Consider the following 25,235-nt stretch of genomic DNA (forward strand, 5'->3'; position numbering starts at 1 on the left):
CCCCGGGATAAACTCCGGGGCTTTTTTTTATGATCAGAATTCGACATGCAGCTTTATCACCGGGCTGTTGTGCGTCATACCGGAAGATGGATATGGCGGCGCGGAGATGCCGGCTTTCACTTTAAACTCGCCCCATACGCCGGCGGGCGGGTAGATCACGATGTCTACACTATCCTGTTTCAATACCTCGCGGAGGTCCTGCTGGTGCACTTCTTTTTTAAAGTCGTTTTTGTTCCAGATCGTATATCCTATCTCGGGGAATTTCGAAGCCGGGAATTTCACCGGTACATCGTAACCATTCTTCACCGCAAACCGCACCGTAACAGACCTGTCGTCGTGAATGGTGAATGATTCTTCAGCGGGAATAAACTGTATCAGCGAATATGAATAATACTCTTTTTCGATGCGGTTATAAAAATCGCCCTGGGCCGTCATCAGTGTATCTTCAGCCTTGGCCCCTTCAAAATAATACGCGTCCGGCGCGCTTATCAGCACTTCTTTTCCCCAAAGGTCTTCTTCGGTATGCCAGAAATTATACTGGCTGCGGCGCGAGGGAATGGTGTTGAGGCTATACGATTCATGACCGGTATAGAACATGTATTTTGAAGGCCGCTGGTAACTGTTGAGGAACACCACCGGCCTGCCGCCTGCCTTTTCAGCGATGGCAGCCGTCCATTCCCGGTTGTGATGGATCTCCGGCCGTACGCGCACGCCCGGCATAAAGTCCCACACCATGTACACGCGCGTAACGCATACCAGCAGCAGAGAGATCACCCAGGTATATCGGAAGATCTTCGGGGAATAACCCTGCCTTACAATGCCCTGGTGCGCAAGGATGAACATCGGCGTGAAGATCATCACGGTCCAGTTGGCTTCCACGCGGCCTTTGAAGGTGCTGAACAGGAAGAACACCAAAACGCCAACCAGGCTGAATTTCAGCGCACGCTCGAAAGCATTCACCACCGGTGTGCGGAAAGCGTAATACAGTATCAGCCAGCCCACCAGCGGGCCGAACAGCAACACCTGTCCCAGCACGTAATCCAGCGTGTGACTGTAGTGGTAACGGTTGGAGTTGCGCTCCACCAGGTGGTATTGCAGCGAGGGGAAACCATGTGTGTACTGCCAGTAAAGATGCGGGAAGAATAGCGCCGTCGTAATCAGCACCGCGATCCAGAAGCGGTAAAGCCGCAGCAGGGAAAGGTTGCTGAGCACGGTGAAAAACACCAGCAAGATGCCGTGGTATTTGCTGTAGAACATCAACGCCATGCTGAAACCCAGCAGCAGTGTGTTCTTCCAGCTCTGCGATTCCAGGAAACCACGGTAAATATAAAAATACAGCGCGGCGAAAAAGATCAGCGGCAGGTCGGGCACGGCCAGCATGCCACCCAGCTGCATGGCGCCCATGCCGGCGAGGATGAGGTAGAACACGCGGTTGTCTTTCTGCGGTATCAGCCTGTCCGTAAGAATCAGCGTGCCTACGTTCAGGGCTACCATGCCCAGGCGCACGCCCAGCTCGTTGTGAAACAGTGCATACCCGGCCTTGATCAGCAGCGCGATCATGGGCGGATGGTCGAAATACCCCCAGTCCAGGTGGCGGGAGTATACCCAATAATACGCCTCATCGTCCATCAGCTCAGTAAAACCGGCCTGGAACAGCGCCAGTACAGCCCAGAGAAGCAGTACCCCGTTCTTATATTGATCTTTGGTAAAAAAGCGGATCATAGTCCGCGAAGTTAGGTAAGTTCCCGTTCAATTTACAGGATCATAAACCGGTCTGCATCTTTCATAAAGGGAAAGCGCGCACGCAGTTCGTCCAGGTGCTGGCGGGAAAGGGTGTAGGTGAACACGTCCTCGTCGTGCGCCTTGTGGTAAATGATCTCGCCAATGGGGTCTATCAGGCTGCTGTCGCCGCTGTGATAGATGTCGTTGCCATCGTTGCCCACGCGGTTCACGCCGATCATATAACACTGGTTTTCGATGGCTCTTGCCTGCAGCAGGGCTCTCCAGGGCACGTTGCGGCGTTCGGGCCAGTTGGCTACGTTGATGAGCACGTCGTAGGCGGGTTCGCCGTTTTCCTGTATGGTGTTGCGGCTCCACACGGGGAAGCGCAGATCGTAGCAGATGGTAAGGTTTATTTTCCAGCCTTTCACCTGGGCAATGAGCCGTTTGTCGCCGGCGGAGTAGTGGTTATCTTCATCCGCAAACCCAAAGCGGTGGCGTTTGTTGTAGATGCCATATTGCCCGTTGGGAAGCATCCAGATGAGGCGGTTGAAATATTCGCCGTTCTCCTCGATAATGAGGCTGCCGGTGATGATAACGTTCTTTTGTTTCGCTTTTGCTTTCATCCACTGAACGGCGCTGCCGTCCATGGTTTCGGCGAGGCGTTCGCTTTGCATGCTGAAGCCGGTGCTGAACATTTCAGGCAATACGATCACTTCCGTCCTTTCCTTGATGGAATCGATCTTTTGATCGAACATGGCCAGGTTGGCCGCTTTATCTTCCCAATGCAAATTCGCCTGTATGAGCGAAACGGTTAAATCAGACATATTTTCGAGATTACTGCAAAACGACTCCAAATTTACGGCGCTGCGGCTTAGAAAGTTTTAAATATTTCCTTCATTAATCCTCTTTTTTTGCGATTTGTTCAATCGCATCCTGCGCCAGCCCGTGTTCATAGCCTTTTTGCAGCAGGTATTGCAGGGTTTTATAGCGGCGTTTCAGGTGCTGTTCGCTGCGGAGGGAGGCATATTTCCTTTCGGCCAGGTTGATCAGCGTTTGTTCGTATGCGTCGGGGTCTATCTCCGCGAGCCCTTTTCGGATGCAGTAATCGGAGATCTGTTTTTGTTTGAGGGCCAGGCTGATCTTTTTCTTTCCCCATTGCTGCATCCTGAACTTGCCGCCTGCAAAGGCTTTGGCGTAGCGTTCCTCGTTGATGAAACCTTCTTCCACCAGGTGCGCAATAGCGGCTTCGGCTTCTTCGCCATACAGCTTCAGTTCCCGGCATTTCTCCCGCACTTCCATATGGCAGCGCTCCTGGTAGGCGCAATAGTGGCGGAGTTTCAATATATCGCTGCTGCTCATGGGTTCATCTGTTACAATTTCAAACGGCTCATAGAATGATTCCGGCCTTCGTTGCAAAAAACTCGTCATTGCGAGGAGCAGTAAGGGATTCTGAGCATCGGAAAGGGCGACGAAGCAATCTCCGTCAGGGTATTGGAGTATCTCCATTTAATGAAAGAGATTGCTTCGTCGCCCCTCCCACTTGGCTCTACTGCTTCTCGCAATGACGGGATTATTGTTGCCTTACGATCATCAGCTTGGCGTAGTTGAGCATGATCTTCTTCTCGCCGCCGCCTTTGGGAAACAGCACGGTGGCAATGCGGTTGTTAGGCGCGCCTTCCATGCTGAGTATCTTGCCGAAGCCGAACTTCTGGTGTTCCACGTCCATACCAGGCTCCATTTCCGCCGGATCGTCCGCCGCGAAACCGGGTGTGGGCGTGTGGTTGCTGGCGGTGGCCGGTGCGGGCCTGGGGGCCGTTCTTGCGGGAGTGGGCCCCTGCGAAGGCGCGGCTGTTCTCTTTTTCTCGAACATGTTGCCCCATGAAGCGCCGCCGCCCATAGTGCCGCTGTTGCGAAGGCCGCCGCCTGCATAGCTGCGGTCCAGGAACTGCTCGGGCACTTCCTCCAGGAAGCGGCTCGGCTCGTTCTGCTGCAGCTGCCCGAAACGGTAGCGGCTGTTGGCATACGTGAGGAAAAGGCGGGATTTGGCGCGGGTTACGGCCACGTAGAACAAACGCCTTTCTTCTTCCAGCTCCTCGCGGGAGTTGATGGACATGCCGCTGGGGAAAAGACTTTCTTCCATCCCCACGGTGAACACCACCGGGAATTCCAGCCCTTTCGCTGCGTGGATGGTCATCAGCTTCACCACATCGCTGTTCTCGTCGTTGGTATTGTCTGCATCCGTAAGCAGCGTGATCTGCTGCAGGTATACGCCCAGGGATTTGTTGTCTTCCAGCTCACCGTCTTCGTTGGGGGTTTCGGTGAATTCCTTGATGGAGTTCAGCAATTCCTGGATGTTCTCGTAACGGGCAAGCCCTTCGGTGGTCTTGTCGTTGAAGAGTTCCTTCACGATGTTGGTGCTTTTACCTACCTGCACCGCTATTTCGTAAGCGTTGTGTTTGTCCAGCATGATGCGGAAGCTCTGGATCATGGTCACAAAGCCGTCTATCGCTTCCAGCGTGCCTGCCTTGAAACCGAATTCCTTAGCCCTTTCCAGCACTTCCCAGAATGTGATGTTCTGGTCGTTCGCATAAATGGAAACCTTTTCGATAGTGGTTTTGCCGATGCCGCGAACGGGATAGTTGATGATGCGTTTGATCGCTTCTTCGTCACGGGAGTTCATGATCACGCGCAGGTAAGCGATGAAGTCCTTGATCTCTTTCCTTTGATAGAAAGAAAGGCCGCCGTAGATCCTGTACGGGATAGCCATCCTGCGGAGGCTTTCCTCGAATGCGCGGCTCTGTGCGTTGGTGCGGTAAAGGATGCAGAAGTCGCGGTTGCTGTAGTGGTTGCGCAGCTTCTGCTCCGCGATGGTATCCGCCACCAGCTTGCCTTCCTCGTTATCGGTATTGGTGCGCACCAGCTTGATCTTCTCGCCTTCAACATTGTCTGTCCACAGGTTCTTTTCGATCTGTCCCTTGTTCTTCGCGATCACCTCGTTGGCCACGTTCAGGATGCTTTTGGTGGAACGGTAGTTTTGCTCCAGCTTCACCACTTTCACATCGTCGTAATCCTTTTCAAACTGCAGGATGTTCTGGATGGTGGCGCCGCGGAAGGAATAGATGCTCTGTGCATCGTCGCCCACCACGCAAATGTTCTCATGCACTGCTCCCAGCAGCTTCACGATCTCGTACTGCGCCGGGTTGGTATCCTGGTACTCGTCGATCATGATGTATTTGAACTTATGCTGGTATTTGGCCAGCACGTCCGGGAAACTTTTCAGCAGCACGTACATTTTGAACAGCAGGTCGTCGAAGTCCATCGCGCCGTTCTTGAAACAGCGTTTGGCGTACATGTCGTAGATCTTGCCGGTCAGCGGGCGGCTGGCGCGCTGGTCTTCCTGCTGGATGTAATAATCCTGCATGTAGGCTTCCGGCCCCATCAGGCTGTTTTTGGCAGCGGAAATGCGGTTGTATACGAGGTTGGGCTTGTAATGTTTGTCATCCAGGTTCAGCTCGTTCACGATGGTCTTCACCACACTCTTCGCATCGTCTGAATCGTAAATGGTGAAGTCGCTTGGATAGCCGAGCTTGGGCGCATCGCTGCGCAGCAGGCGGGCAAACACGGAGTGGAAGGTGCCGATGTAAAGATTGCGGGCTTCATTGCCGCCGAGTATCTTTTCCACCCTCTCTTTCATTTCCTTTGCCGCCTTATTGGTAAATGTAAGTGCCAATATATTAAAAGCGTCCACCCCGTTGCGCATGAGGTGGGCTATCCTGGTCGTCAGTACCTTGGTTTTTCCTGAACCCGCGCCCGCAATGATCATTAATGGCCCTTGCAGGGAGGTGACAGCTTCCCGCTGCCGCTCATTCAGATCGTCTAAATAGTTTGCCTTCATCAATGGATTTTTTGCAGGCTGTAAAAGTACGATTTGCGCGGCGGACTGCGAAATTAGGTGGATAACTCAGTGTTTACTCCGGTCAAACACGTGGTCTTCCGTTATCTTCAGCGGGTTTGCCTTGAACCAGTTGATAAAATCGTCCCAGGCGGTCTTATTCCCGGCCCTCCATTCATCAAAGGCTTCGGGGTCGCCCTGGCTGAGCACCCAGTAATTGTAGGCTTCCAGGTGCCCGGCTGTTTTTACCTGCTGCTGGTAGTCAAACAGCGGGTTGATGTATTTCCGGAATTTTTCGTTGCCGGTATAGATCTCCAGGAATTTGCCGCGGATGCGGTGAAGCGATGCCAGGTTGATATTTCTCTCGCCGGCGGCGGCGATCGAGAGTGTAGGCTCATACACGGTGATCCCGTAAGGCAGTTTCAGGCCGTCCTTTTTCAGGTCTTTCATATTCAGGTTGATGGTATGGCTGGCCAGGTCGATCTTAATCGACGTGTCTGAAGGAAAGGTGATGCCGCTTTTGTAAGTGAGGAATAACAGTTTGCTCATCTCTTCGGTGCGTTTGCTGCCCCTTTCGAGGTTAATGAACTGCTCGCCGTAGATCAGCCCCCACAGCTCGTTATTGGAATTGCAGAATAGCTTCCCCAGCCAGTAATAGTTGGAAGAATGCATGGGCGCGGCCAGCACGCCGCTTTCAAAATATTCAATGGCTTTGTCGTAATCTTTTTTCCCCATATACATCACGCCCAGTTCCAGGTAGAGGTTGCCGGCTTTGGGGAATTCGCGGAGGCCTTTTTCGTAGGTATCGATGGCCTTGTCCGGCTTGCCGGTCATATCGTAGCTGTTGCCCAGCAGCTGGTATATGTGGGGGAATGATTTTTTGTGCTTCATCAGTTTCTTCATGATGCTGATCACCGCATCATAATCTTTGGCCAGGTATTTCGCATAGCCTATCTCGTATTCGTAGGTGGGATCGTCAGGGTCCAGCTTTACGGATTCTTCCAGCAGGGCAATGGCCGGCTCGATTTTGCCGTCGTCCATCAGGGCGATGGCTTTGTCTTTTTTTTCCTGCGCAAGCTCGCGGCCGGTAGATTGTGCGGCGGCGGCCATCCCGGCGGCAAGCAGCAGGCATAGGGAAATTGTTTTTCTAAACATGGCTGTTATTTGTAGGAAAGGGATTCGGGAAAAACGGTTTTTCCATAAACAACATATAAAAAAAGGGGAGACTTTCCAGCCTCCCTTTTAAATGATCTTATTTTTCATTCCGGTCCACCTTAGGGCGTTCGTTCCTGTTGGCGATATCCCAGGCGGTGTAAAAGACCAGCTGGGCGCGTTTTGCCAGCAGGCCGTAGCTGATCTTGTGCGGCTCGTCGCCTTCGCCGTGGTAATCGGGGTGCACGCCGTTGAAGTAGAAGATGATCGGAATTTTATGCTGCGCGAACATATAGTGGTCGGAGCGGTAGTAGAACCTGTTCGGGTCGTTGGGATCGTTGTACCGGTAATCCAGCGCCAGCTTGGTTTGCCGGTTGGCGGCTTCGCTGATGGGCCGCAGGTCGGAGCTGAGCTTGTCGTCGCCGATGATGTATACGTAGTTGCTGTCTTTCGCATGGTCCGCATCAATACGGCCGATCATGTCGATATTCAGGTCTGCAACGGTTTCGCTGAGCGGGTAAATGGGATTGTCTGTATAATAACGGGAGCCGAGCAGGCCTTTTTCCTCGCCGGACACGGTCATGAACACGATGCTGCGGCGCGGGCCTTTGCCTGCCTTTTTCGCTTTCATGAAAGCCTCTGCCATGGCTATGACAGACACGGTGCCGGAACCGTCGTCGTCTGCGCCGTTATGCACTTTGCCGTTGATCACGCCAATGTGGTCGTAGTGCGCAGTGATGAAAAGATATTCATTCTTTTTATCCGTTCCGGGAAGAATGCCAAGCACGTTGCTGGACTTGATCTCGTTCTGCCCTTTTTCAAACACCAGCTCAGACACCTGGCCGGTGGCCGCTTCCGGCTTACCGGCTTTGAGGCCCGCTGTCAGGTCGGCCCAGGGCTTGCCCAGTATGGCGGTAGCCACTTCCGGTGAAATAAAATAAGCGTTGGGGATGAACTCCATGGTGGTCATGGTCGGGAAATACAAGCCGGTGCGGCGCAGCCTGTCGCCGGCGCGGCCCATGGCGGGCACCCGGTCAGACACGAGGAATACGGCCCTCGCGCCTTTGTTCGCGGCGGCGCGCAGCTTGTCTTTCAGTGCCGGGGCAGGCGCGCCCTGCGCCCGCGTGATCAGCGGTTTGCCTTCCGCGTTCAGCGGTTCGCCGTCTGCAATAAGCACGATCTTATCGTTCAGGTCAAGGTCTTTATAACTGTCGTATTGTTCATGCGTAATGCCATAACCGGCGAACACTACAGGCGTTTGCCCCATCGACTGGTTCACGGTTTCACGCACGGAGCTGTAAAAGCCGTTGCCGAATTCCCAGGTTTTACCGCCGGCGGTAATGACGCTGCGCGTCAGCGTATCCTGGAAAAGGCTGAAAGGCTGTTCCCATTGCCCGTTGGCGCCGGGCTGCAGGCCCACGCGTTTGAACTGGTCTGCGATGTACCTGGCGGCTTTGTATTGACCGGGGGTCCCGGTTTCGCGGCCTTCCATTTCATCGCTTGCAATAATGTAGAGGTGTTTTTTAAGGTCCGCCGGGGTAATGCCTTTCGCAAATGCAGTGGCCGGTACGGCTTTCACCGGTTTTTTGGCCACCTGTGCGCAGGCTACGGTTCCTACGGCCAGCAGTGACGCCAGAAGCGGGAGTTTTTTCATTGGTTGTGTTTATCTCTAAAATTAAGGTTTACTGTTGTTGTAACCGCTACCACTCATCAAAAGCGGGCTACCTGCTGCGCCGCAGCCGCACGGATCACGCCGGGGCCTGGGTTTCGCGGCTGCAAAGCTATGATCCTGGCGGGTTTCCCGGCATTTATAAAAAAGGCTGTCCTTTGTTGAACAGCCTTCCGGGTCATAATTTCTTCGTTTATGCGCAGGCGATCTTCTTCACCCTGTTTTCGTGGCGGCCGCCTTCGAAAGGGGTTTCCACGAAAATGTCCACCATTTCCTTCGCCGTAGCCTGATCTACAAACCGGGCAGGGATGCAAAGCACATTGGCGTTGTTGTGACTGCGGGCCAGGCGGGCCAGCTCATCGCCCCAGCAAATGGCCGCGCGGATGCCCTGGTGTTTGTTCGCCGTGATGGCCACGCCGTTGGCGCTGCCGCATATCAGGATGCCGAAAGCGTGCGAACCGGCTTCCACGGCGCCCGCCACCGGGTGCGCAAAGTCAGGGTAATCCACGGAATCCAGCGAGTAAGTGCCGAAATCCTTTACCTGTACGCCTTTGCCCTCCAGGTAGGAGATCACTTCTTCTTTATATTCAAAACCTGCGTGGTCTGAACCGATCGCAACGGGTAATTCGAGATTGAATGTCAGTTGTTCCATAACCTGCGTTTTTGTTTGTTCTTGCTTTGCTGTTATCAGCTCCACTCTTCGGCTTCAGCCTTTTCCATCTTTTTGTATGTTCTCGCTGAAATGGCGATGCTCACTTCATACAGCAGGTATAAAGGTACGAAAACCAGCAATTGGTCTAATACGTCGGGCGGCGTGATCACGGCGGCCAGTATGAGTATTACGACAACGGCGTGGCGGCGGTAGGTGCGCATGAACTCCGGCGTAAGCAGGCCGAGCTTGGTAAGGAAATATACCAGGATAGGCATTTCGAACAGCGCGCCCATCCCCAGGATGATCTGGGTCATGAGGGCGAAATAATCGTCGATGAAGAAGTCGTTCTTGATCACCTCAGACACTGTGTAGCTGGCCAGGAAGTTGATCATGAAAGGCGCGATGAGGAAGTAGCTGAAAGCGATGCCCATCAGGAATTGCAGGCTCACCCAAAAGATAACGCCCTTGGAGCCTTTGGCTTCATTTTCCTTGAGCGCGGGGCGCACAAAACGCCAGAACTCCCAGCAGATGTACGGGAACGCGCCGATGATGCCGAGTATGAAAGCCAGCTTGAACTGCAGCGTGATCTGCCCGGCAAGCTTGGTATTCTGGAATTGTATCTTGGGTGGCGTGATGCACATCTTATCTCCAAACCCCAGCGCATGACTGGCCTTGCAAAGCCACTGGTAGGTCGGGAAAGACGCCTGGGTTGGCCCGAAGATTACATTGGTCAATATCCAGTCGGTGAACACAAAGCCGAAAATACTCAGTATCACGATGGCAGCCGCGGAGCGCACCAGGTGCCACCTGAGCTCTTCCAGGTGGTCAAAAAACGACATCTCTGCCTTCTCCTCGTTGCTTGAAAATAACTTCTTTAACATGTATGCTTAATAAAAATCAGGAGCACAAATATAACGTGCGCCAGGTGAATAGTCTAGCTTAAAAACGGGACAAGTTAAGAATTAAAAAAGAAGGAAAAGTAAGAAGAAGGGGAAGCGGGGCTTAAATTATCCTTAAAAAAAAAGAGCCAGCCCGAGAAGAATCAAGAGCCGGCCTTTCATCCATTGTTTGTTAACCCCAAAAAAGTTGAATTCGAGAATGTCTTTATTCGCTTCTGTTAAGTAATAACTCATTCCTTTATGGCAAGCTATCAGATATAAGTTATAACCGCTACAGAGCTTTTAAATTTCTAAAACAAAAATAGAAAGAAATATCGTATTATCAATGTTACAACAAAGTTTTTTACAACCTTTTAACAAAAATCAAATTATTGTGTTACGTATCAGCACCTATGTTAATTCAATTCGTGTTAATTTACTACTACTCCCTTAAAAAACGATTTAGCAAGTATAATCAATAGTAATATTACACAAAAAAATAATTTCTAAATAGCTATTTCTTTAAGATGCTGTTTACCAAGGTGTAAACACCGGGTTGAAATTTTTATTGTTGCGGTAACTTTCTTATCAGAACAATATGTTTCCTTTCGGCTGTTAAATATATAGCAATTTTCGCGCCGGATTCATTAATTCAGGATTTTCATTTTCACCATTTCTATCCGCGTATCCGTCACGTTGAGTATATCAAACTCATAATCGTCGATGATGATCCGCTCTTTCAGCCTCGGGATCGTTTCGTAATGGGAAATAATATAGCCGGATAAAGTTTCGCTCTCGTCTTCCGGGAAATCGAAGCCATAGCGCTCGTTGAGGTAGTCCAGCTCCAGCCTGCCGGAAAAGATATACTCCTTTTCCGCGATCTGCTTCTCCACGAATTCTTCCACATCATGCTCATCCTTGATATCGCCGAAAATTTCTTCCAGCACATCCTCGATCGTCACGATACCGGCAGTGCCGCCAAATTCGTCTACCACCCAGGCAATGCTGCGCCGTTCTTTGTTGAACTTGCTCAGCAGGTCTATCGCGCTCATGGTTTCGGGTACGGCCAGGATGGGGTGGATCACCGAACGGATGTCCGCAGGGTTCTTGAACATGTCAAGCTGGTGCACATATCCGAGAATATTGTCAATATTATTTTCGAAAATGATGACCTTGGAGAGTTTTGTATCAATGAATTTCTTCCTGGCTTCGGAGATACTGCTGTTAATGTCCAGCGCTTCGATCTCTTTCCGGGGAATGAGGCAGCCCCTGATCTTTACGTGCACGAGGCTCAGGGCGTTCTCGAACAGCTCGGTGTTCAGCTCCTGGCCTTCGCCCATGTGCTGCTGGCTCTGGCGGATGAAATATTCCACGTCCACGCGGGCAAAGGAACTTTTGTTTTCCGTGATCCGCACGTTGAACAGGTATTTCAGGATCCATTCGGAAATGGACTCCAGCATGTTGCCAAGGATATACAGCGGCTTGGAAAGCACGGAGATGGGCAGGGCGAAAAAGCCGAGCAGGGCTTCTGGGCGTGAGCGGAAAATACTGCGGGGGATGAAGAAGCCGAAGAACAGGATCAGCAGCGTGGCCGCCAGTATTTCCACCAGCAGGGTCATCACCACGTACTGCACCATTTCATTCTCGGAAAATATCAGCGCCCAGAGAGAATCCAGCCAGCCGGCCACCAGCATGCTGTAAACAACAATGCTGATCGTGAGCCCGATGAGGCTGGTGGCGAGGAAACGCGCGGGATGCTCGTTGAAACCGGAAAGGATCTTCCCGGTGGCGCGTCCCTGCTTTTTCTTCAGTTCAATACTCAGCCTGTTCACATTGGCGAAAGCTGTTTCCATGCCGGCGAAGAAGCCGGCGACAAGGATCACTAATACCAGTAAAACGATCGTAGAAATATCCATCCAGACAAAGATATGAAATTAGCAATATGTCCCTGCGGCTGGTTGACCAACGCCGGTCGTCAGCCTAAAAAGTTTTCCACAAGGGCCTTTACTTCCCGGTATGCTTTTTCCAGGTCTTCATTCACCACGATGTGATCGAATTCACTGGCGAAGGAAAGCTCGTACCGGGCCTTCCCCAGCCTTTCATCCAGCGAAGCCTGCGTTTCGGTGCCCCGCTCGCTCAGGCGCGCGCGGAGCGCTTCCAGCGAAGGGGGTTGTATGAAAATAGTAAGCGCCGCATCGTGGTATTTCTCCCGGATGCTTAACGCTCCTTTTACGTCTATATCGACCATGGGATATTGCCCGTTCGCCCAGATGCGCTCCAGTTCGCTTTTCAGCGTACCGTAGTATTTCCCGGCATACACCATTTCGTATTCGGCAAAGTCGTTCTGCTCAATATGCTGCTGAAATTCATCAGGCGTCATGAAATAATAGTCCCGGCCATGCACCTCGCACTCCCTGGGGGAGCGGGTGGCGGCGGAAATGGAAAAGGCCAGCCCGGGCATTTCGCCCAGGAGCCGCTTCACAATGGTTGTTTTACCGGCCCCTGAAGGCGCGGTGATAATAATGATCTTGTGTGCTGACATGATATGGTTTACACGCGCTTGATGTCTGCTCCCAGGTTCCGCAGGCGCTCATCTATGTATTGGTAGCCACGGTCTATCTGGTCAATGTTATGGATCGTGCTCTTGCCTTCCGCGCTGAGCGCGGCGATCAGCAAGGCTACCCCGGCCCTGATGTCGGGGCTGCTCATGGTGATCCCCCTGAGCTTATGCTGCCTTCCGAGGCCGATCACTGCGGCACGGTGCGGATCACAGAGGATGATCTGCGCGCCCATGTCTATCAGCTTGTCCACGAAAAACAGCCTGCTTTCGAACATTTTCTGGTGGATCAGCACGCTGCCTTTGGCCTGTGTGGCTACTACCAGCACAATGCTCAGCAGGTCGGGCGTGAAGCCTGGCCAGGGATTATCATATATCGTTAAAATGGAGCCGTCGATAAATGTCTGGATCTCGTAGCTGTCCTGCGCGGGGATGTAAATATCATCGCCTTTGATCTCCAGCTGGATGCCCAGCTGGCGGAACTTTTCAGGAATGACGCCCAGGTGCTGGATGCCGGCGTTCTTGATGGTGATCTCGCTCTGCGTCATGGCTGCGAGGCCAATGAAGGAGCCGATCTCGATCATATCCGGCAGCATGGCGTGGCTGCAGCCTTTCAGCCCGGCAACGCCTTCGATGTTGAGCATGTTGGACCCTACGCCGCTGATCTTTGCGCCCATGCTGTTAAGCATTTTGCAAAGCTGCTGCAGGTAAGGCTCACAGGCCGCGTTGTAAATGGTGGTGGTACCCTGAGCCAGTACGGCCGCCATCACGATGTTGGCAGTGCCGGTCACGGAAGGTTCGTCCAGCAGCATATAAGTGCCTTTCAGGCCGGTTTTGGCCTCCAGGCGGAAATAATTATCGTCTGTATCGTAAACAAAGGCCGCTCCCAGCTTTTCAAAGCCGATCACGTGCGTATCCAGCCTGCGGCGGCCTATCTTATCGCCGCCGGGTTTGGGGATGTATGCCTTGCCGAACCGTGCCAGCAGGGGGCCTGCCATCATCACGGAGCCGCGCAGGCGGCCGGATTTCTTTTTGAATTCGGGGCTTTCGAGGTATACGAAATCGATATCGTCTGCCTGGAACTCGCAGGTGGCACGGCTTACGCGGTTCACCTTCACGCCGATGTCCCCCAGCAGCTCAATCAGCAGGTTCACGTCCAAGATGTCCGGGATGTTGCTGATGGTTACTTTTTCAGGTGTTAAAAGTACCGCGCTGATGATCTGTAATGCTTCGTTCTTTGCTCCCTGCGGTATAATTTCTCCTTTCAGACGGTTGCCGCCTCTTACTTCGAAAGCGCTGCTCACTTGTTCCTGTTTTTGTTGTGTTTGTTGTGTTTATTGCTTTTCCCTGAATTCTGCTTGAACTTGTTCTGCTGGTAAGCTTTGCGCTTCTGGCTGCTGCCGCCCTGGCCTGCGCTTCCGCCGCCGGACCTGAACTGCTGCTCGCCGGGCCCGTAGCTGTTAAACGAGGGCTGGTTGGTTTGCACATTGGCGCTGCTGCCGCCCGGGCCGGGCTGGTATTGCAGCCTGCCGCCGGTGATGGCTCCCAGCTCGCCTTTGATAGCATCGTCGTGCACGCTTTCTTTATGCCAGTTGTTATAAGCCAGTTTCATGTAATTGCCGATCACCTGGGTGAACCCTTCCTTCATTTCAGGATTGTTTTCAGCCAGCGCCTTGTCTATCACCATCTCCAGGTTCTTGCCAAAGTGGCGGTTGCGCGGGTATTTTTTCGGGTAAGGCAGGCGGTCTGGCTTGGCGCGCAGTGTTTCGCGGGTGGGGATCGGGTAGGGCGAATCCACATCCAGTTTGAAGTCGGACACCAGGAACAGGTGATCCCACAGTTTATGCCTGAAATCCTCCACGTTGCGCAGGTGCGGCTGGAGGGTGCCCATCAGCTCTATCACGGCCATTACCTGTTGCTGGCGGTGCTGGCGGTCCTTAATGGTAAGGATGTATTCGATCATCCGCTGTACATTTCTTCCATACTCGCGCATGATGAGATGGTTGCGGGCGGTATTATATTCCATTGCTGTAATTTAAAAAAATTCCGTAAAAGTGATTGATTACCAGCCGTTCATTCGCGAAGTAACAAAAAATCCCCGGGTGCGGAACGGCTATGTGTGCAGTCAAGCTCATGCAAACTTAATGAAAAATATTTATGCTGCATCCCGGCAGCCTGCGATTCCTTACTTTTACGGCATGAATCTTTCGCTGTCAGGTAAAACCGCCGTGATATGCGGGGCATCCCAGGGCCTGGGCCTCGCTTCCGCCAAAGAACTGGCCCTGCTGGGCGCCTCCTGCATCCTGCTGGCGCGCAATGAGCAAAACCTCACGGCTGCCGTAGCCTCGCTGGATACTTCCAAAGGGCAGCAGCATAATTACTTCGTCGCGGATTTCAACAAACCGGAAAAAGTGAGGGCCACGATCAGCGCCATCACCAACGAACAGATCGTGCACATCCTCGTCAACAATACCGGCGGCCCGAGCGGCGGCCCTATCCTGGCTGCGGAAGGCGGCGCTTTCATGCAGGCTTTTGAAATGCACGTGGTATGCAACCAGGTGCTGGCGCAGGCCGTGGCGCCCGGCATGAAAGCCAGCGGCTATGGCCGCATCATCCAGGTGATCTCCACCTCCGTTAAAACGCCGCTTAAAAACCTGGGCGTATCCAACACCATCCGTGCCGCAGTGGCCGGCTGGGCCAAGTCGCTGGCCAACGAGCTGGCGCCGTTCGGCATTACGGTAAACAATGTGCTGCCCGGCTCCATGACCACAGACCGGCTGAAGAGCATTTTCAAGACCAATGCAGACATGCGGGGCATTCCCGTAGAGACCGTTGCCGAAGAATGGCGGCTGGAAATTCCCATGCAACGCTTCGGCGACCCGGCGGAGTTCGGCGCAGCCGTCGCTTTCCTCGCTTCGCCGGCAGCCTCCTACATCACCGGCATCAATTTACCGGTAGACGGCGGCAAAACCCCTTCCCTTTAAATTTCACCCGCCACATGAATATCTGGAAGAATATCATCAAAAGTCCAACCTGAGCACATTCCCGCCCGTTATTACCTGTAACGGCCCGCGAGGGCCCATTGTATTACTTTACCCTTTACTCAAACTTTATGACGAACACGAATGTGCAATACGGCGACTACCTGCAATTAGAGAATATACTGAACGCCCAGTTCCCGGAAAGCGATAAACACCAGCTTCCCGCCCACGACGAAATGCTTTTTATCATCATCCACCAGGCGTACGAGCTTTGGTTCAAACAACTGCTGTATGAAGTGGATTCAGTGGCGGATATCATGAACAAGCCCGCGGTGAACGACAATTCGCCGGAGCTGCAAACCGTTGTGCACCGCTTGCAGCGCATGGTTACCATTCTCAAGCTACTGGTGCACCAGATAGATGTGATGGAAACCATGACGCCGATGGACTTCCTCGATTTCCGTGATATGCTCCGCCCTGCGTCAGGGTTCCAGAGCTGGCAGTTCAAAGCGCTGGAAGCCAGGCTGGGCCTGCAATACAAGCACCGCTTCGGGCAGGAGTATTATATCTCCCAGCTCAGGCAGGACAAGATCGACATCATCCGCAAAGCGGAAAACGAAAAAAGCATTCTCACCCTGCTGAACGAATGGCTGGAAAGAATGCCCTTCTTCGACGAACCTGGCAACTGGACGAACTACCGGCCCATGACTGCCACGGTTCCCGGCGCGGAGCACATCTTCTGGCAGGATTACCGGCAGCTGTACAGCGGCGGCCTTGCCGAAGCGGAACAAAACAACCGGGAATATTTCAACACCGTATTTGCCGACGAAAACGCCGGCGGCGAAAGGAACCTTTCACCGAAAGCCTGCCGCGCAGCGCTGTTTATCATGCTGTACCGCGGCTATCCCTTGCTGCAACTGCCTTTCCAGCTGCTCAGCAGTTTGCTGGAAATAGACGAGCAGCTCAGCACCTGGCGGTACCGCCATATGAGCATGGTGCACAGGATGATCGGCTCGCGCATCGGAACGGGAGGCAGTACGGGGAAGGATTACCTGAAAGGCGCGCTGGACAAGCACTTCATATTCGCGGAAATTGCGCGGCTCACCAGCTTCCTGATAGAGCGGCGGAAGCTGCCTGCGCTCAGCCATGAAATGGGGCAGCGGCTCGGTTTTCAATAGCGATATGCGCCGCAGGACAGCCAGGCTTAAAAATGACAAAAAGGGTGGCGGCGGCCGCCATCCTTTTTGTCTTTACTCATAACCGTGGAAACTGTTGCCTACTCTACAACATTGATGGTGCGCGTAAAACTTTCTTCAAGCGAAATGAATGTTTCGGTGCGTTCTATCCCTTTGATCTTCTGCAGTTCGTCGTGCAGCACGCGGCGCAGCGACGAGATGTCTTTACAGATAATTTCGGCGAACATGCTCCAGCCACCGGTGGTGTAGTTCAGCCGAACGATCTCCGGCATTTTCCGCAGCTCTTTCGCTACGGAATCGTACATGGAACTTTTTTCCAGGAAAATGCCGATAAAGGCGATCACATCGTAGCCGATCATTTTTAAATCTACGTGTAATCTCGTACCTTTAACTATACCCAGTTCCTGCAATTTCTTCATGCGAACGTGGATGGTACCCCCGGAAACAAACAGTTTCTTACCAAGGTCTGCATAGGAGATTTCGGCGTTAGACATCATCTCGCTGATGATCTGTAGGTCCAGTTTGTCAATATTCAAATTGTGGCTCATTTTGACAAATTGTTTTTGAATGTTTTAAACTTACTTGCAAATATTTAAAAAATATCGAAATTTCCAAAATTTCCATTAAAATATTTGCAAAAAATACCCTCTCTCTTTAGATTTGCATCATAATCGTTGTAAACAACCATTCCATTCCGGGTGGAAAGCAGCTTAAAAGAGGTTTAATCTGCCTGGAAGAATTCCAACTTTGTGGGGTGATGGAATTGGCAGACATGCCCTCTCGTCTCGGGGGTGAGGATCACGGGATAAACGTAGCGTAATGGGTTGACCACTAATCTTATTTGTGCTATGGCTAACTGCCTCGTGTAGGTTCGAATCCTACTCCTACAGCAAAAGAAGCGTATAAGTTTGAAACTTGTACGCTTTTTTTATGCCCGGCCCCAATTTTATTACTTTTGCCCCCTCATGGGACACAAAAAACTTATCAGATTCGCCGAGATCGAGACATTCCCCAACGTGCTGATCTACCCGAAAGACATGCAGGGGGCCTGGGGTAAACATTTTGACAATACCCACCCGCTCACCCTGGAACTGGCCTGCGGCAAGGGAGATTATACCCTTGGCCTGGCACGGATGTTTCCCGGGGAGAACTTTACAGGGGTAGACCTGAAGGGGAACCGTATCTGGAAAGGCGCAAAGACCGCCCTGGATGAGAATTTAGCCAATGTAGCCTTTCTCCGCACACAGATCGAAGCCCTTACGGATTATTTTGCGCCCGGAGAGGTGAAAGACATCTGGATCACCTTCCCCGACCCGTTCCTGCGGCAGTCCAAAGCCAAAAAACGCCTTACGCACCCGCGTTTCCTGGCCCTCTACCAGCAGATACTGGCGCCGGGAGGCACCATCAACCTGAAAACAGATTCTACCGAGCTGTACGACTTCACCCGCATGGTGATCGCTAAGACCGGCTGCACGAAACTCATGGACATTCCCGACGTGTACGCCCAGGCAGAGATATCGCCGCTGTTGCGCATACAAACCTATTACGAAGGCATGCACCTGGCCGATGGCAGAACCATCCGGTTCCTTAAATTTGTATTGCCCGCGCAACCGATAGACTGGAAAGCGGTAAACCTGGATACGGATGAAGAAGCAGCTGGAAGAGAATATTGATTATTATTACAATGAGCAGGGGTATGTAGTGCTCACGGAAAAATATCATCGTGAGCGGGGTTATTGTTGCGGAAATGGCTGCCTGCATTGTCCTTTTGATTATGAAAACGTCCCCGAAGATAAAAAAAGCCGCCTCCTTGCCGCCCGCAAAGCCCAAAAAGGAGCCTAATTTCCTGGATACGGTGTATGCCATTGTAAGGCGCATCCCCAAAGGGCGCGTAACCAGCTATGGCGCCATCGCAGAGAGGGCCGGCATCCGGCTTTCCGCCAGGATGGTGGGCTGGGCCATGAACGCCGCGGGCTCTGCGGCCAAACCCGTGCCCGCGCACCGCGTGGTGAACAGCAAAGGCCTGCTCACCGGCAAACATCACTTCGCCACGCCCACCCTCATGCAGGAGCTGCTCGAAGCAGAAGGCATCGAAGTGAAGAACGACCAGGTGCAGCATTTCGACAAAGTGTTCTGGAACCCGCCGCTCCCTAAAAAGAAACAGTAGCGCTTTATTTACTTTCAATACCTTTACATCATTACAGGTCCCGTTTACTTTTAAATATGTCAGTACTTAAACTCAAGCTGGACCAGGAGCAACTGGTAGAAGACTTTTTCGAAGATACCTGGCTGGCCGGGATCATTTCCCAGGCCCGTGATTACCAGGTGTGCTGGCAGATCAACAAACAGCTGGGATTCGATCTGAGGGTGAACAATTCCCTGGAGATCAATCTCACCAAGAACCGGCGTTCCTACTTCTTTACAGTATTCGAATACCAGGAGCTGACCAAATCGGCCGCCCATTATTTCTATAACAATCACTGTAAAGCGGAATTCCTGTTACCCGAATTAAAACATGTCGATTATATCTGGCTCATCAAAGGGAATTATTACCAGGCCGCCGATGTAAAATTGCTGACAGAGCAATGCAGGAAGGTGGAAACGGTGCAGCTGGTAACCCTGCTGGATATGAAAGACATCAAAAATAAGATCAACCTGATCTTCTAATGCCTTTTGTTTTAAACACGTTATGATCTAAAAATTCAATCATATGTGGCAGGAAACAGATCAACATCTTTACCGCGCATTTACATTCACAGATTTCCGGGAAGCATTTGCCTTTATGACCAAAGTGGCGCTCACAGCGGAGAAGATGGACCATCACCCCACCTGGAGCAATACATATAACAAAGTGGAGATCTGGCTGAACACACACAGCGCGGGGAATACGGTAACAGACAAGGACCGCACGCTCGCAAAAGCGGTCGATCAATTGTACACATCATCCTAATACCAGCACGTGAAGCGGTTTGTAATTTTCGGCCTGTTGTTTTGTTGCTCCTTCATACCCCTATCCAGAGCGGCCGCACAGGACACACTCTCCATCGATTTTTCCCATCCCGTCAATGGGGTGGACATCCGTTCGCATACCTGGACCAGCCCCGCACCTTCCGGTCAGTTCACCCCGGAAGACGTGATCAGCCTGCCTTTCCGGGCAGACAGCTCTACTTTCCACAGCCGCAAAAAAGCGCTTCGCCGTGTCAATAACGTATGGCTCCGCATCAACCTGCGCAACTCAGGCCCTGTGGATTCGCTGCTGTATCTTTTCACCGGCTGGCACGACGATGTGAGCTTTTACTCCACCAACACCGCCGGAAAACCCGCGCTGCTGATGCATACCGGGCTGATGATAGACCGGGGGGATGTAGAGCGCTGGAATCATTTTGCTTTTCCCCTGCATGTGCGCGCCGGGGAGACCCGTACTTTTTACCTGCACGTCCGCAACAGTTTTTACCGGGAAAATGAATTCCTGCCCGTATTGTACGACCCGATCCATTACGCGGAATTCCGCCATGTGCAAACAGACCAGTACAAAGGCGAAGTGCTCGTGATACAGATGCTCATCGGCATGCTGCTGGTGCTGCTCAGCATTACCGTCATCAACTACGCCCAGCTGCCCGACCGCTCGTCTATGTACTTCGCGGCTTACCTGCTCGGCCTGATCGTGTTCTTTACCCTCCGGCTCGAAACAAAACCTTTCCAGCTCTCGTTCTTCCACTTCTGCCCGATGTTCAAATATTACTGGGACATCCCGGCGCTGCTGTTCTGCTTTTATCTCATGTACATGCTCTTTGGCAACATGTTCCTCAGCCTGCGCGAGCGTTACCCCCTCATGGAAAAGATCTACCGTTACGGCGCCATCATCACCGGCATCCTCATCCTGGCCTGCATCACGCTCATTGCCATGGGCAACTTCCAGGTGCCCGCAGCGATCTACACATGGACCTACTTTTTCACCCTGATCCCTTTCGGCATCTCGTTCATAGCGCTGGCCGGCAGAACACGGCATCACCCGCTGATCCGCTTTTTCCTGTTCGGCTCCATCAGCCTTTACCTGTTTACCATCTGGGCCTTCCTCAACAATACCGAGCCCGTGGCCTTCACGCCGCTGCCAGAGCTGGTAGGGCCTTACAACATACTGGTGCTGGGCGTGCTGCTGCAGGCCCTGTTCTTCGCCGCCGGCCTCAGTTACCGCAACAAGCTCGTGCACCAGGAAAAAACAAAAACGCAGGAAATGCTCATCAAACAGCTCAACAAGAACAAAGAGCTGCAACGCAAGCTGAACGAGCAGCTGGAAGAACTGGTGAAAGAGCAGACCACCGAGATCCTCCGCAAAAAAATGGAACTGGAAGAGCAGCGCAAGCTCCAGCTTGAAATAGAATACAGCAAAAAACTGGCGGAAATAGAACTGAAGGCCATCCGCGCACAGATCAATCCCCACTTCATTTTCAACTGCCTCAACTCCATCCAGCTGTTCGTGATGCAAAGAGATTACGAACATGCCCAGCGGTACCTGTCAGATTTCTCGTACCTCATCCGCAAAACGCTGGATTTCTCGCGCCGCAACTTTATCACCCTGGCCGACGAAATAACTTACTTAAATACTTATCTTGGACTGGAGAAAATGCGTTTTGAGCAAAAAATGAGCTACGAGATCATGACAGACCCCTCCATAGCCACCGCCGAGCTGGAAGTGCCTGCCATGCTGCTGCAGCCATATGTGGAAAATGCCGTGAAACACGGGATGATCAACGAAGACCATTCCTCCGGCCTGCTCCTGATACGGTTCAACATGCTGGCGGGAGATATGCTGGAATGCGTGATAGAAGACAACGGCATCGGCATAGAACGCTCCCGGGCCTTGCGCACACTGCCCGGGCACCATCAGAGCCAGGGTATGGAGATCAGCCTGAACAGGGCCGAGCTGCTGAACAAAATGTACAACACCGGTATCCAGATAGAAATCATCGATAAATCAAAAAAACAGGCCAACGACAGCGGTACCGTTATCCGGGTGCTCATACCCCAGCTTTAGCTGACCTGTGCCAATAACTAAACATGCTATGATCCGCGCAGTAATTATAGACGACGAACGGAACAGCAGGGACATAATTTCACTGATGCTGAACAAGTATTGCCCTGAAATTGAAGCGGTGGCTTCCGCGGCCAATTGCAAAGAAGGGATCGAACAGATCCGTTTGCACAAACCCCAGCTGGTATTCCTTGATCTTGAAATGCCCGACGGCACCGGGTTTGACGTGCTGGCCGGCGCATACGACGCTTCCTTTGAAGCTATTTTTGTGACCGCTTTCGAAAAACGTTTCCTGCACACCATCCGCCTCAGCGAAGTGGAACTGATCCTGAAGCCGATCGACAAAGAAAGCCTGCTGCAGGCCGTGAGCGCCGTGAGCGCGCGCATCACACGCCCGCACCGGCACGAGCGCTACGACGTGCTGCTGCGCAACTTCGGCAAGCCCGCCGGCGAAATGCGCCAGCTGGTGCTGCCCGCCACCGAAGGCGACGAGAACGTGGTAAGCGTGGAAGACATCTGCTACCTGGAAGGCCTCACCGAAAAGACCGTGTTCTACCTCGAAGACGGGAAAGCCCTTCACAGCCCGCGCCCTTTCAGGTATTACACGGAACTCTTCGCCGCCATGCGGTTCTTCCAGGTGAACAACCACCAGATGGTGCAGGTGCCCCACATCCAGAAAATAGACCAGGACGAACACCGCCTCTGGCTGAAAAATAAAACCATGCTTGAAGTAACGGAGCGGCGCAAGAAAGAACTGGCGGCCATCTGGAAGCAGAGCTAAAGCAGCCAGCCCGCCAGCAGGCAGGCAATAACAATGAAGGGAGACGGAAGCCGGGAGAAATACAGCAGCGCCAGCGTACTGAGCATGATCGCCCAGTTGTACCAGGTGCCGTCTATAGACGTGAAGAGGATGAACGTAGCCGCCCACATAATGCCCACCACCACCGCATTGATGCCTTCCAGCGCGCGGTAGATGATCACATGTTTTTTGAGGTTGTTCCAGATCGGGAAGAAGAACAGTACCAGCAGCATGCTCGGTAAAAAGATCGCGATGGGCGCCAGCAGGCAGCCCAGGAACTGGTAACCCGGCCCCAGGTTGCGCATCACCATCCCGCCCACATAGGCAGACACGGAAAAGGTCGGCCCTGGCATAGCCCGCATGATACCCGCGCCCGTCAGCAATTCTTCCGCCGTCATGAACATGGACTTGGAGCGCTGCACATACTGCTCCAGCATCATCGCGATGAGGATGTCGCCGCCGCCGAACACGAGGCTGCCGAAACGGTAGAAGTTCTCGAACAGGTTAAAAGGCCGGCGGGTGATCCAGTTGTTGGTACGCGCCAATTCCGACAGGAAACCGGCCAAAATGAAGAGCAAAGCAAAAAGCCACAGGTTTCCCCACTGGATCTTTTTTTTGGGCTCATTCAGGTCGGGAATGCGTTTATCGCTGAAGTTGGAGGTGATACCACCGAGAATAATAAGCGCGGGGAACAGCCAGGGCGATTTGATGAGCACAGCGGCCAGCAGCGCAACGGTCATAATGGCCATGGTAGCCATGTTGCGGATGCTGATCTGGTAAGCCCGCAGCCCGCCGAATGCCAGGAAGCCCACCGCCATGGGCTGCACGTATTTGAAAATGTCCACATTCAGCGCCCGCTTATCCATAAACTGCAGCAGGAAGCTCAGCGACCCCATCAGCAGGCAGGCCGGCGTGATCCATATCATGAGCGTCACCACCGCCAGCGGGATGCCCCCGCGTTTGTAACCGATCAGCGTAAGCGTTTGCGAAGAGGAGGCGCCCGGCAACAGCTGGCAGAACGCATTGTATTCCATCAGTTCCTTTTCCGTCACATCCCGGCGTTGCTGCACGAAGGTCTTCATCATCATCGCCAGGTGGCCCTGCGGCCCCCCGAAAGCGGTAATGCTGTGCAGGAAAACTGCCTTTAGGAATGAGATATGACGTAAAAACACGGTATAAGATTCGCTGCCCGGGAGGAAAAATAACAAAAAAATCAATCCCGGGCTGCGCGAAGGTACTGATTACCGGGAACATAGGAATCCGGGGCAGGTGTTTGACCAACTATTACCGGCAGGCATAAAACTTGCAAAGGTTATTGTAAGCAGAACAAATGCCTTCGTTTAGGCGTTTAAGAAATACAGCTCAATTGTAGTTTATGAAACGATTTTTGATAGCCTTCCTGCTCATCGTCAATATCGTAACAGCCCGGGCGCAGTCGAACCCTTACAATAGCAACGAGTCCTGGTCCCGGTTCTCCCTCCAGCCGGAAACCCTCAAACCATTCCTTCACAGCGACACCTGCCTGGTGTTCGTTACCAACCGGTATATTCATGCAGACAGCCTTCGTTTCGTGGATGAATTCCTGGATACCACTTCCCTCAAATATTTTTTCCTCGAAAAGCTCGACGGGAAGTGGAACGTATACCAGGAGAACACATTGAAAGAGGCCATGGAACACCTTCCGCAGAAAAAAGACATCGTGGTGTATGCGGAAGGCATGGGCAAGATATTCACATCCAACGTAGAGCGCGCGCAGCTGATGAGCGGCCAGTATAACGTGAATGTAGTGATGTTCGACTATGCCAGCATTAACACGACCTATAAGCCGTCAAAGAATTTCAGGTTCGCCCGCAACAATGCAAGGCTTTCCGCCGGGCAATATCTTTTGCTGCTGCAGGCATTCAGGGATGCAAAACAGCGGCAGGAATACTGGATCTCAGGGGTGAAGCTCACTACTTTTTACCACAGTATGGGAAATATTATCCTCGAACAGATGATGCGGCATCACGACATTGGCAGCATCAACCGTGAACCCTTTGTAGACAACCTGGTGATCAACGCCGCCTGCGTGCCTGCAAAGCATCATGCGGAATGGGTGGAACAGATAAGGTTTGCCAAACAGGTGTATGTGCATTACAACCGCCGCGACCTCCAGCTGAAAGGCGCGCATCTTCTCACCCTGCGCAAACAGCTCGGTGAAAGGACCGGCAAAAAACAGCGTGCAGACAATGCCGTTTACATCAACTTCCACGGCATGGTAGGCTGGCAACACAGTTACTTCATGAATTTCCCGTATAACGAGTTCAAGCTCACACCATCCATGGTGGCTTATTTCTCCCGCCTCTTCAACGGGCAGGGCATTTCATCCAACGAGGCGCTCAGCCTGCTGGCCACGCAAAAACCATCCAGCGTCAGGATGTAGCGTGCGGCTGAGCCTGCGGGGGCCGCTCTTTCTTTTTGCGTTCTTCTTCCGCCTCTTCAATTGCCTTGGCAAGGTCTGCCGATTCGTCGATCTTCACAGGGGGAAGCGTGGGCAGGTTAGGTTCTGCGTTGGCCGCAGTTCCGCCCGTTATAATGCTCATGTCTGCTACGGACAGCTCCGTAAGAAAAGTTGGTAACATGCCCGCAAATTAAAGCCTGCGCTTTATCCGGCCGCCGTTCAGTTTATTCATTTTACCCTTACTCGTTTGCAGCCTGTTCATTCT

At 52.6% G+C, this 25,235-nt stretch carries 25 protein-coding genes; 10 read left to right on the forward strand and 15 right to left on the reverse strand.

Annotation, left to right across the window (positions count from 1 at the left end):
• Positions 1 to 33: 33 nt before the first annotated feature.
• The 12 genes from R3I13_RS04480 to R3I13_RS04535 all read right to left on the reverse strand — a co-directional run bounded on the left by R3I13_RS04480 (position 34) and on the right by R3I13_RS04535 (position 14,548).
• Entirely contained in the window at positions 34 to 1,722 is a 1,689-nt protein-coding gene (locus R3I13_RS04480; RefSeq protein WP_346316725.1) for a glycosyltransferase family 39 protein, read from the reverse strand.
• A gap of 32 nt (positions 1,723 to 1,754) precedes the next feature.
• Complete coding sequence (locus R3I13_RS04485; RefSeq protein WP_346316726.1) at positions 1,755 to 2,546, reverse strand: amidohydrolase; 792 nt, start codon at positions 2,544 to 2,546, stop codon at positions 1,755 to 1,757.
• Between the two features lie 73 nt (positions 2,547 to 2,619).
• A complete protein-coding gene (locus R3I13_RS04490) occupies positions 2,620 to 3,081 on the reverse strand; it encodes a regulatory protein RecX (protein WP_346316727.1) in 462 nt (153 codons plus the stop codon).
• Between the two features lie 211 nt (positions 3,082 to 3,292).
• On the reverse strand, positions 3,293 to 5,617 hold the full coding sequence (locus tag R3I13_RS04495; RefSeq protein ID WP_346316728.1) for a UvrD-helicase domain-containing protein: 2,325 nt from the start codon (positions 5,615 to 5,617) through the stop codon (positions 3,293 to 3,295).
• 66 nt (positions 5,618 to 5,683) lie between these two features.
• Complete coding sequence (locus R3I13_RS04500) at positions 5,684 to 6,769, reverse strand: tetratricopeptide repeat protein (protein ID WP_346316729.1); 1,086 nt, start codon at positions 6,767 to 6,769, stop codon at positions 5,684 to 5,686.
• Positions 6,770 to 6,866: 97 nt separating this feature from the next.
• The gene (locus R3I13_RS04505) at positions 6,867 to 8,420 is read right to left on the reverse strand and encodes a M28 family peptidase (protein WP_346316730.1); all 1,554 of its coding nucleotides are present in this window, start codon (positions 8,418 to 8,420) and stop codon (positions 6,867 to 6,869) included.
• 208 nt (positions 8,421 to 8,628) lie between these two features.
• On the reverse strand, positions 8,629 to 9,087 hold the full coding sequence (rpiB, locus tag R3I13_RS04510; protein WP_346316731.1) for a ribose 5-phosphate isomerase B: 459 nt from the start codon (positions 9,085 to 9,087) through the stop codon (positions 8,629 to 8,631).
• Between the two features lie 35 nt (positions 9,088 to 9,122).
• Positions 9,123 to 9,968, reverse strand: a complete 846-nt coding sequence (tatC, locus tag R3I13_RS04515) for a twin-arginine translocase subunit TatC (RefSeq protein WP_346316732.1) — start codon at positions 9,966 to 9,968, stop codon at positions 9,123 to 9,125.
• 644 nt (positions 9,969 to 10,612) lie between these two features.
• On the reverse strand, positions 10,613 to 11,881 hold the full coding sequence (locus R3I13_RS04520; protein WP_346316733.1) for a hemolysin family protein: 1,269 nt from the start codon (positions 11,879 to 11,881) through the stop codon (positions 10,613 to 10,615).
• A 59-nt stretch (positions 11,882 to 11,940) separates the two neighbouring features.
• Positions 11,941 to 12,507, reverse strand: a complete 567-nt coding sequence (gene gmk, locus R3I13_RS04525; protein ID WP_346316734.1) for a guanylate kinase — start codon at positions 12,505 to 12,507, stop codon at positions 11,941 to 11,943.
• An 8-nt stretch (positions 12,508 to 12,515) separates the two neighbouring features.
• On the reverse strand, positions 12,516 to 13,826 hold the full coding sequence (murA, locus tag R3I13_RS04530) for a UDP-N-acetylglucosamine 1-carboxyvinyltransferase (protein ID WP_346316735.1): 1,311 nt from the start codon (positions 13,824 to 13,826) through the stop codon (positions 12,516 to 12,518).
• Entirely contained in the window at positions 13,823 to 14,548 is a 726-nt protein-coding gene (locus R3I13_RS04535; protein WP_346316736.1) for a DUF4290 domain-containing protein, read from the reverse strand. Before R3I13_RS04535 ends, murA begins: the two co-directional genes overlap by 4 nt.
• A 172-nt stretch (positions 14,549 to 14,720) precedes the next feature.
• Between R3I13_RS04535 and R3I13_RS04540 the strand changes: the two genes are divergently transcribed.
• Together R3I13_RS04540 and R3I13_RS04545 are read left to right on the forward strand one after the other, a co-directional pair.
• On the forward strand, positions 14,721 to 15,506 hold the full coding sequence (locus R3I13_RS04540; RefSeq protein ID WP_346316737.1) for an SDR family oxidoreductase: 786 nt from the start codon (positions 14,721 to 14,723) through the stop codon (positions 15,504 to 15,506).
• A gap of 128 nt (positions 15,507 to 15,634) precedes the next feature.
• Positions 15,635 to 16,681, forward strand: a complete 1,047-nt coding sequence (locus R3I13_RS04545) for a tryptophan 2,3-dioxygenase family protein (protein WP_346316738.1) — start codon at positions 15,635 to 15,637, stop codon at positions 16,679 to 16,681.
• Positions 16,682 to 16,779: 98 nt separating this feature from the next.
• On the opposite strand, the gene R3I13_RS04550 is transcribed toward R3I13_RS04545, so the two are convergent.
• Complete coding sequence (locus R3I13_RS04550) at positions 16,780 to 17,247, reverse strand: Lrp/AsnC ligand binding domain-containing protein (RefSeq protein WP_346316739.1); 468 nt, start codon at positions 17,245 to 17,247, stop codon at positions 16,780 to 16,782.
• Positions 17,248 to 17,664: 417 nt separating this feature from the next.
• Here R3I13_RS04550 and trmB point away from each other — a divergent pair, with 417 nt between their 5' ends.
• The 7 genes from trmB to R3I13_RS04585 are packed head-to-tail and all read left to right on the forward strand — an operon-like array spanning position 17,665 to position 22,512.
• The gene (gene trmB, locus R3I13_RS04555) at positions 17,665 to 18,372 is read left to right on the forward strand and encodes a tRNA (guanosine(46)-N7)-methyltransferase TrmB (RefSeq protein ID WP_346316740.1); all 708 of its coding nucleotides are present in this window, start codon (positions 17,665 to 17,667) and stop codon (positions 18,370 to 18,372) included.
• Positions 18,344 to 18,541 carry a DUF5522 domain-containing protein gene (locus R3I13_RS04560; RefSeq protein WP_346316741.1) on the forward strand — a complete coding sequence of 66 codons (198 nt, stop codon included), beginning with the start codon at positions 18,344 to 18,346 and terminating at the stop codon, positions 18,539 to 18,541. The genes trmB and R3I13_RS04560 overlap by 29 nt, the downstream gene beginning before the upstream one ends.
• The gene (locus tag R3I13_RS04565) at positions 18,510 to 18,866 is read left to right on the forward strand and encodes an MGMT family protein (RefSeq protein ID WP_346316742.1); all 357 of its coding nucleotides are present in this window, start codon (positions 18,510 to 18,512) and stop codon (positions 18,864 to 18,866) included. Before R3I13_RS04560 ends, R3I13_RS04565 begins: the two co-directional genes overlap by 32 nt.
• Before the next feature lie 56 nt (positions 18,867 to 18,922).
• Positions 18,923 to 19,366: an IPExxxVDY family protein gene (locus R3I13_RS04570; RefSeq protein ID WP_346316743.1), complete on the forward strand. Its 444-nt coding sequence runs from the start codon at positions 18,923 to 18,925 to the stop codon at positions 19,364 to 19,366.
• 43 nt (positions 19,367 to 19,409) lie between these two features.
• Positions 19,410 to 19,649: a 4a-hydroxytetrahydrobiopterin dehydratase gene (locus R3I13_RS04575; RefSeq protein WP_346316744.1), complete on the forward strand. Its 240-nt coding sequence runs from the start codon at positions 19,410 to 19,412 to the stop codon at positions 19,647 to 19,649.
• A gap of 9 nt (positions 19,650 to 19,658) precedes the next feature.
• Positions 19,659 to 21,734 (forward strand): histidine kinase, encoded by a 2,076-nt coding sequence (locus R3I13_RS04580; RefSeq protein WP_346316745.1) that lies wholly within the window; start codon positions 19,659 to 19,661, stop codon positions 21,732 to 21,734.
• A 28-nt stretch (positions 21,735 to 21,762) separates the two neighbouring features.
• The gene (locus R3I13_RS04585; RefSeq protein ID WP_346316746.1) at positions 21,763 to 22,512 is read left to right on the forward strand and encodes a LytTR family DNA-binding domain-containing protein; all 750 of its coding nucleotides are present in this window, start codon (positions 21,763 to 21,765) and stop codon (positions 22,510 to 22,512) included.
• On the opposite strand, the gene chrA is transcribed toward R3I13_RS04585, so the two are convergent.
• The gene (gene chrA / locus R3I13_RS04590) at positions 22,509 to 23,702 is read right to left on the reverse strand and encodes a chromate efflux transporter (RefSeq protein ID WP_346316747.1); all 1,194 of its coding nucleotides are present in this window, start codon (positions 23,700 to 23,702) and stop codon (positions 22,509 to 22,511) included. The genes R3I13_RS04585 and chrA overlap by 4 nt on opposite strands.
• Positions 23,703 to 23,905: 203 nt before the next feature.
• On the opposite strand from chrA, the gene R3I13_RS04595 reads away from it, so the two are divergent.
• Positions 23,906 to 24,952, forward strand: coding sequence for a hypothetical protein (locus R3I13_RS04595; RefSeq protein ID WP_346316748.1), 1,047 nt, complete (start codon positions 23,906 to 23,908; stop codon positions 24,950 to 24,952).
• Here R3I13_RS04595 and R3I13_RS04600 read toward each other — a convergent pair.
• On the reverse strand, positions 24,942 to 25,151 hold the full coding sequence (locus R3I13_RS04600; RefSeq protein ID WP_346316749.1) for a hypothetical protein: 210 nt from the start codon (positions 25,149 to 25,151) through the stop codon (positions 24,942 to 24,944). The two genes, R3I13_RS04595 and R3I13_RS04600, sit on opposite strands and share 11 nt — an antisense overlap.
• Positions 25,152 to 25,235: the final 84 nt, after the last annotated feature.

The organism is Chitinophaga sp. YIM B06452, assembly GCF_039655965.1.
Classification (GTDB): Bacteria; Bacteroidota; Bacteroidia; order Chitinophagales; family Chitinophagaceae; genus Chitinophaga.

Coding starts and splice junctions, on each gene's coding strand:
- R3I13_RS04480 (WP_346316725.1), bottom strand. CDS start 1,722: ATGATCCGCTTTTTTACCAAAGATCAATATAAGAACGGGGTACTGCTT.
- R3I13_RS04485 (WP_346316726.1), bottom strand. CDS start 2,546: ATGTCTGATTTAACCGTTTCGCTCATACAGGCGAATTTGCATTGGGAA.
- R3I13_RS04490 (WP_346316727.1), bottom strand. CDS start 3,081: ATGAGCAGCAGCGATATATTGAAACTCCGCCACTATTGCGCCTACCAG.
- R3I13_RS04495 (WP_346316728.1), bottom strand. CDS start 5,617: ATGAAGGCAAACTATTTAGACGATCTGAATGAGCGGCAGCGGGAAGCT.
- R3I13_RS04500 (WP_346316729.1), bottom strand. CDS start 6,769: ATGTTTAGAAAAACAATTTCCCTATGCCTGCTGCTTGCCGCCGGGATG.
- R3I13_RS04505 (WP_346316730.1), bottom strand. CDS start 8,420: ATGAAAAAACTCCCGCTTCTGGCGTCACTGCTGGCCGTAGGAACCGTA.
- rpiB (WP_346316731.1), bottom strand. CDS start 9,087: ATGGAACAACTGACATTCAATCTCGAATTACCCGTTGCGATCGGTTCA.
- tatC (WP_346316732.1), bottom strand. CDS start 9,968: ATGTTAAAGAAGTTATTTTCAAGCAACGAGGAGAAGGCAGAGATGTCG.
- R3I13_RS04520 (WP_346316733.1), bottom strand. CDS start 11,881: ATGGATATTTCTACGATCGTTTTACTGGTATTAGTGATCCTTGTCGCC.
- gmk (WP_346316734.1), bottom strand. CDS start 12,507: ATGTCAGCACACAAGATCATTATTATCACCGCGCCTTCAGGGGCCGGT.
- R3I13_RS04535 (WP_346316736.1), bottom strand. CDS start 14,548: ATGGAATATAATACCGCCCGCAACCATCTCATCATGCGCGAGTATGGA.
- R3I13_RS04540 (WP_346316737.1), top strand. CDS start 14,721: ATGAATCTTTCGCTGTCAGGTAAAACCGCCGTGATATGCGGGGCATCC.
- R3I13_RS04545 (WP_346316738.1), top strand. CDS start 15,635: ATGACGAACACGAATGTGCAATACGGCGACTACCTGCAATTAGAGAAT.
- R3I13_RS04550 (WP_346316739.1), bottom strand. CDS start 17,247: ATGAGCCACAATTTGAATATTGACAAACTGGACCTACAGATCATCAGC.
- trmB (WP_346316740.1), top strand. CDS start 17,665: ATGGGACACAAAAAACTTATCAGATTCGCCGAGATCGAGACATTCCCC.
- R3I13_RS04560 (WP_346316741.1), top strand. CDS start 18,344: ATGAAGAAGCAGCTGGAAGAGAATATTGATTATTATTACAATGAGCAG.
- R3I13_RS04570 (WP_346316743.1), top strand. CDS start 18,923: ATGTCAGTACTTAAACTCAAGCTGGACCAGGAGCAACTGGTAGAAGAC.
- R3I13_RS04575 (WP_346316744.1), top strand. CDS start 19,410: ATGTGGCAGGAAACAGATCAACATCTTTACCGCGCATTTACATTCACA.
- R3I13_RS04585 (WP_346316746.1), top strand. CDS start 21,763: ATGATCCGCGCAGTAATTATAGACGACGAACGGAACAGCAGGGACATA.
- R3I13_RS04595 (WP_346316748.1), top strand. CDS start 23,906: ATGAAACGATTTTTGATAGCCTTCCTGCTCATCGTCAATATCGTAACA.
- R3I13_RS04600 (WP_346316749.1), bottom strand. CDS start 25,151: ATGTTACCAACTTTTCTTACGGAGCTGTCCGTAGCAGACATGAGCATT.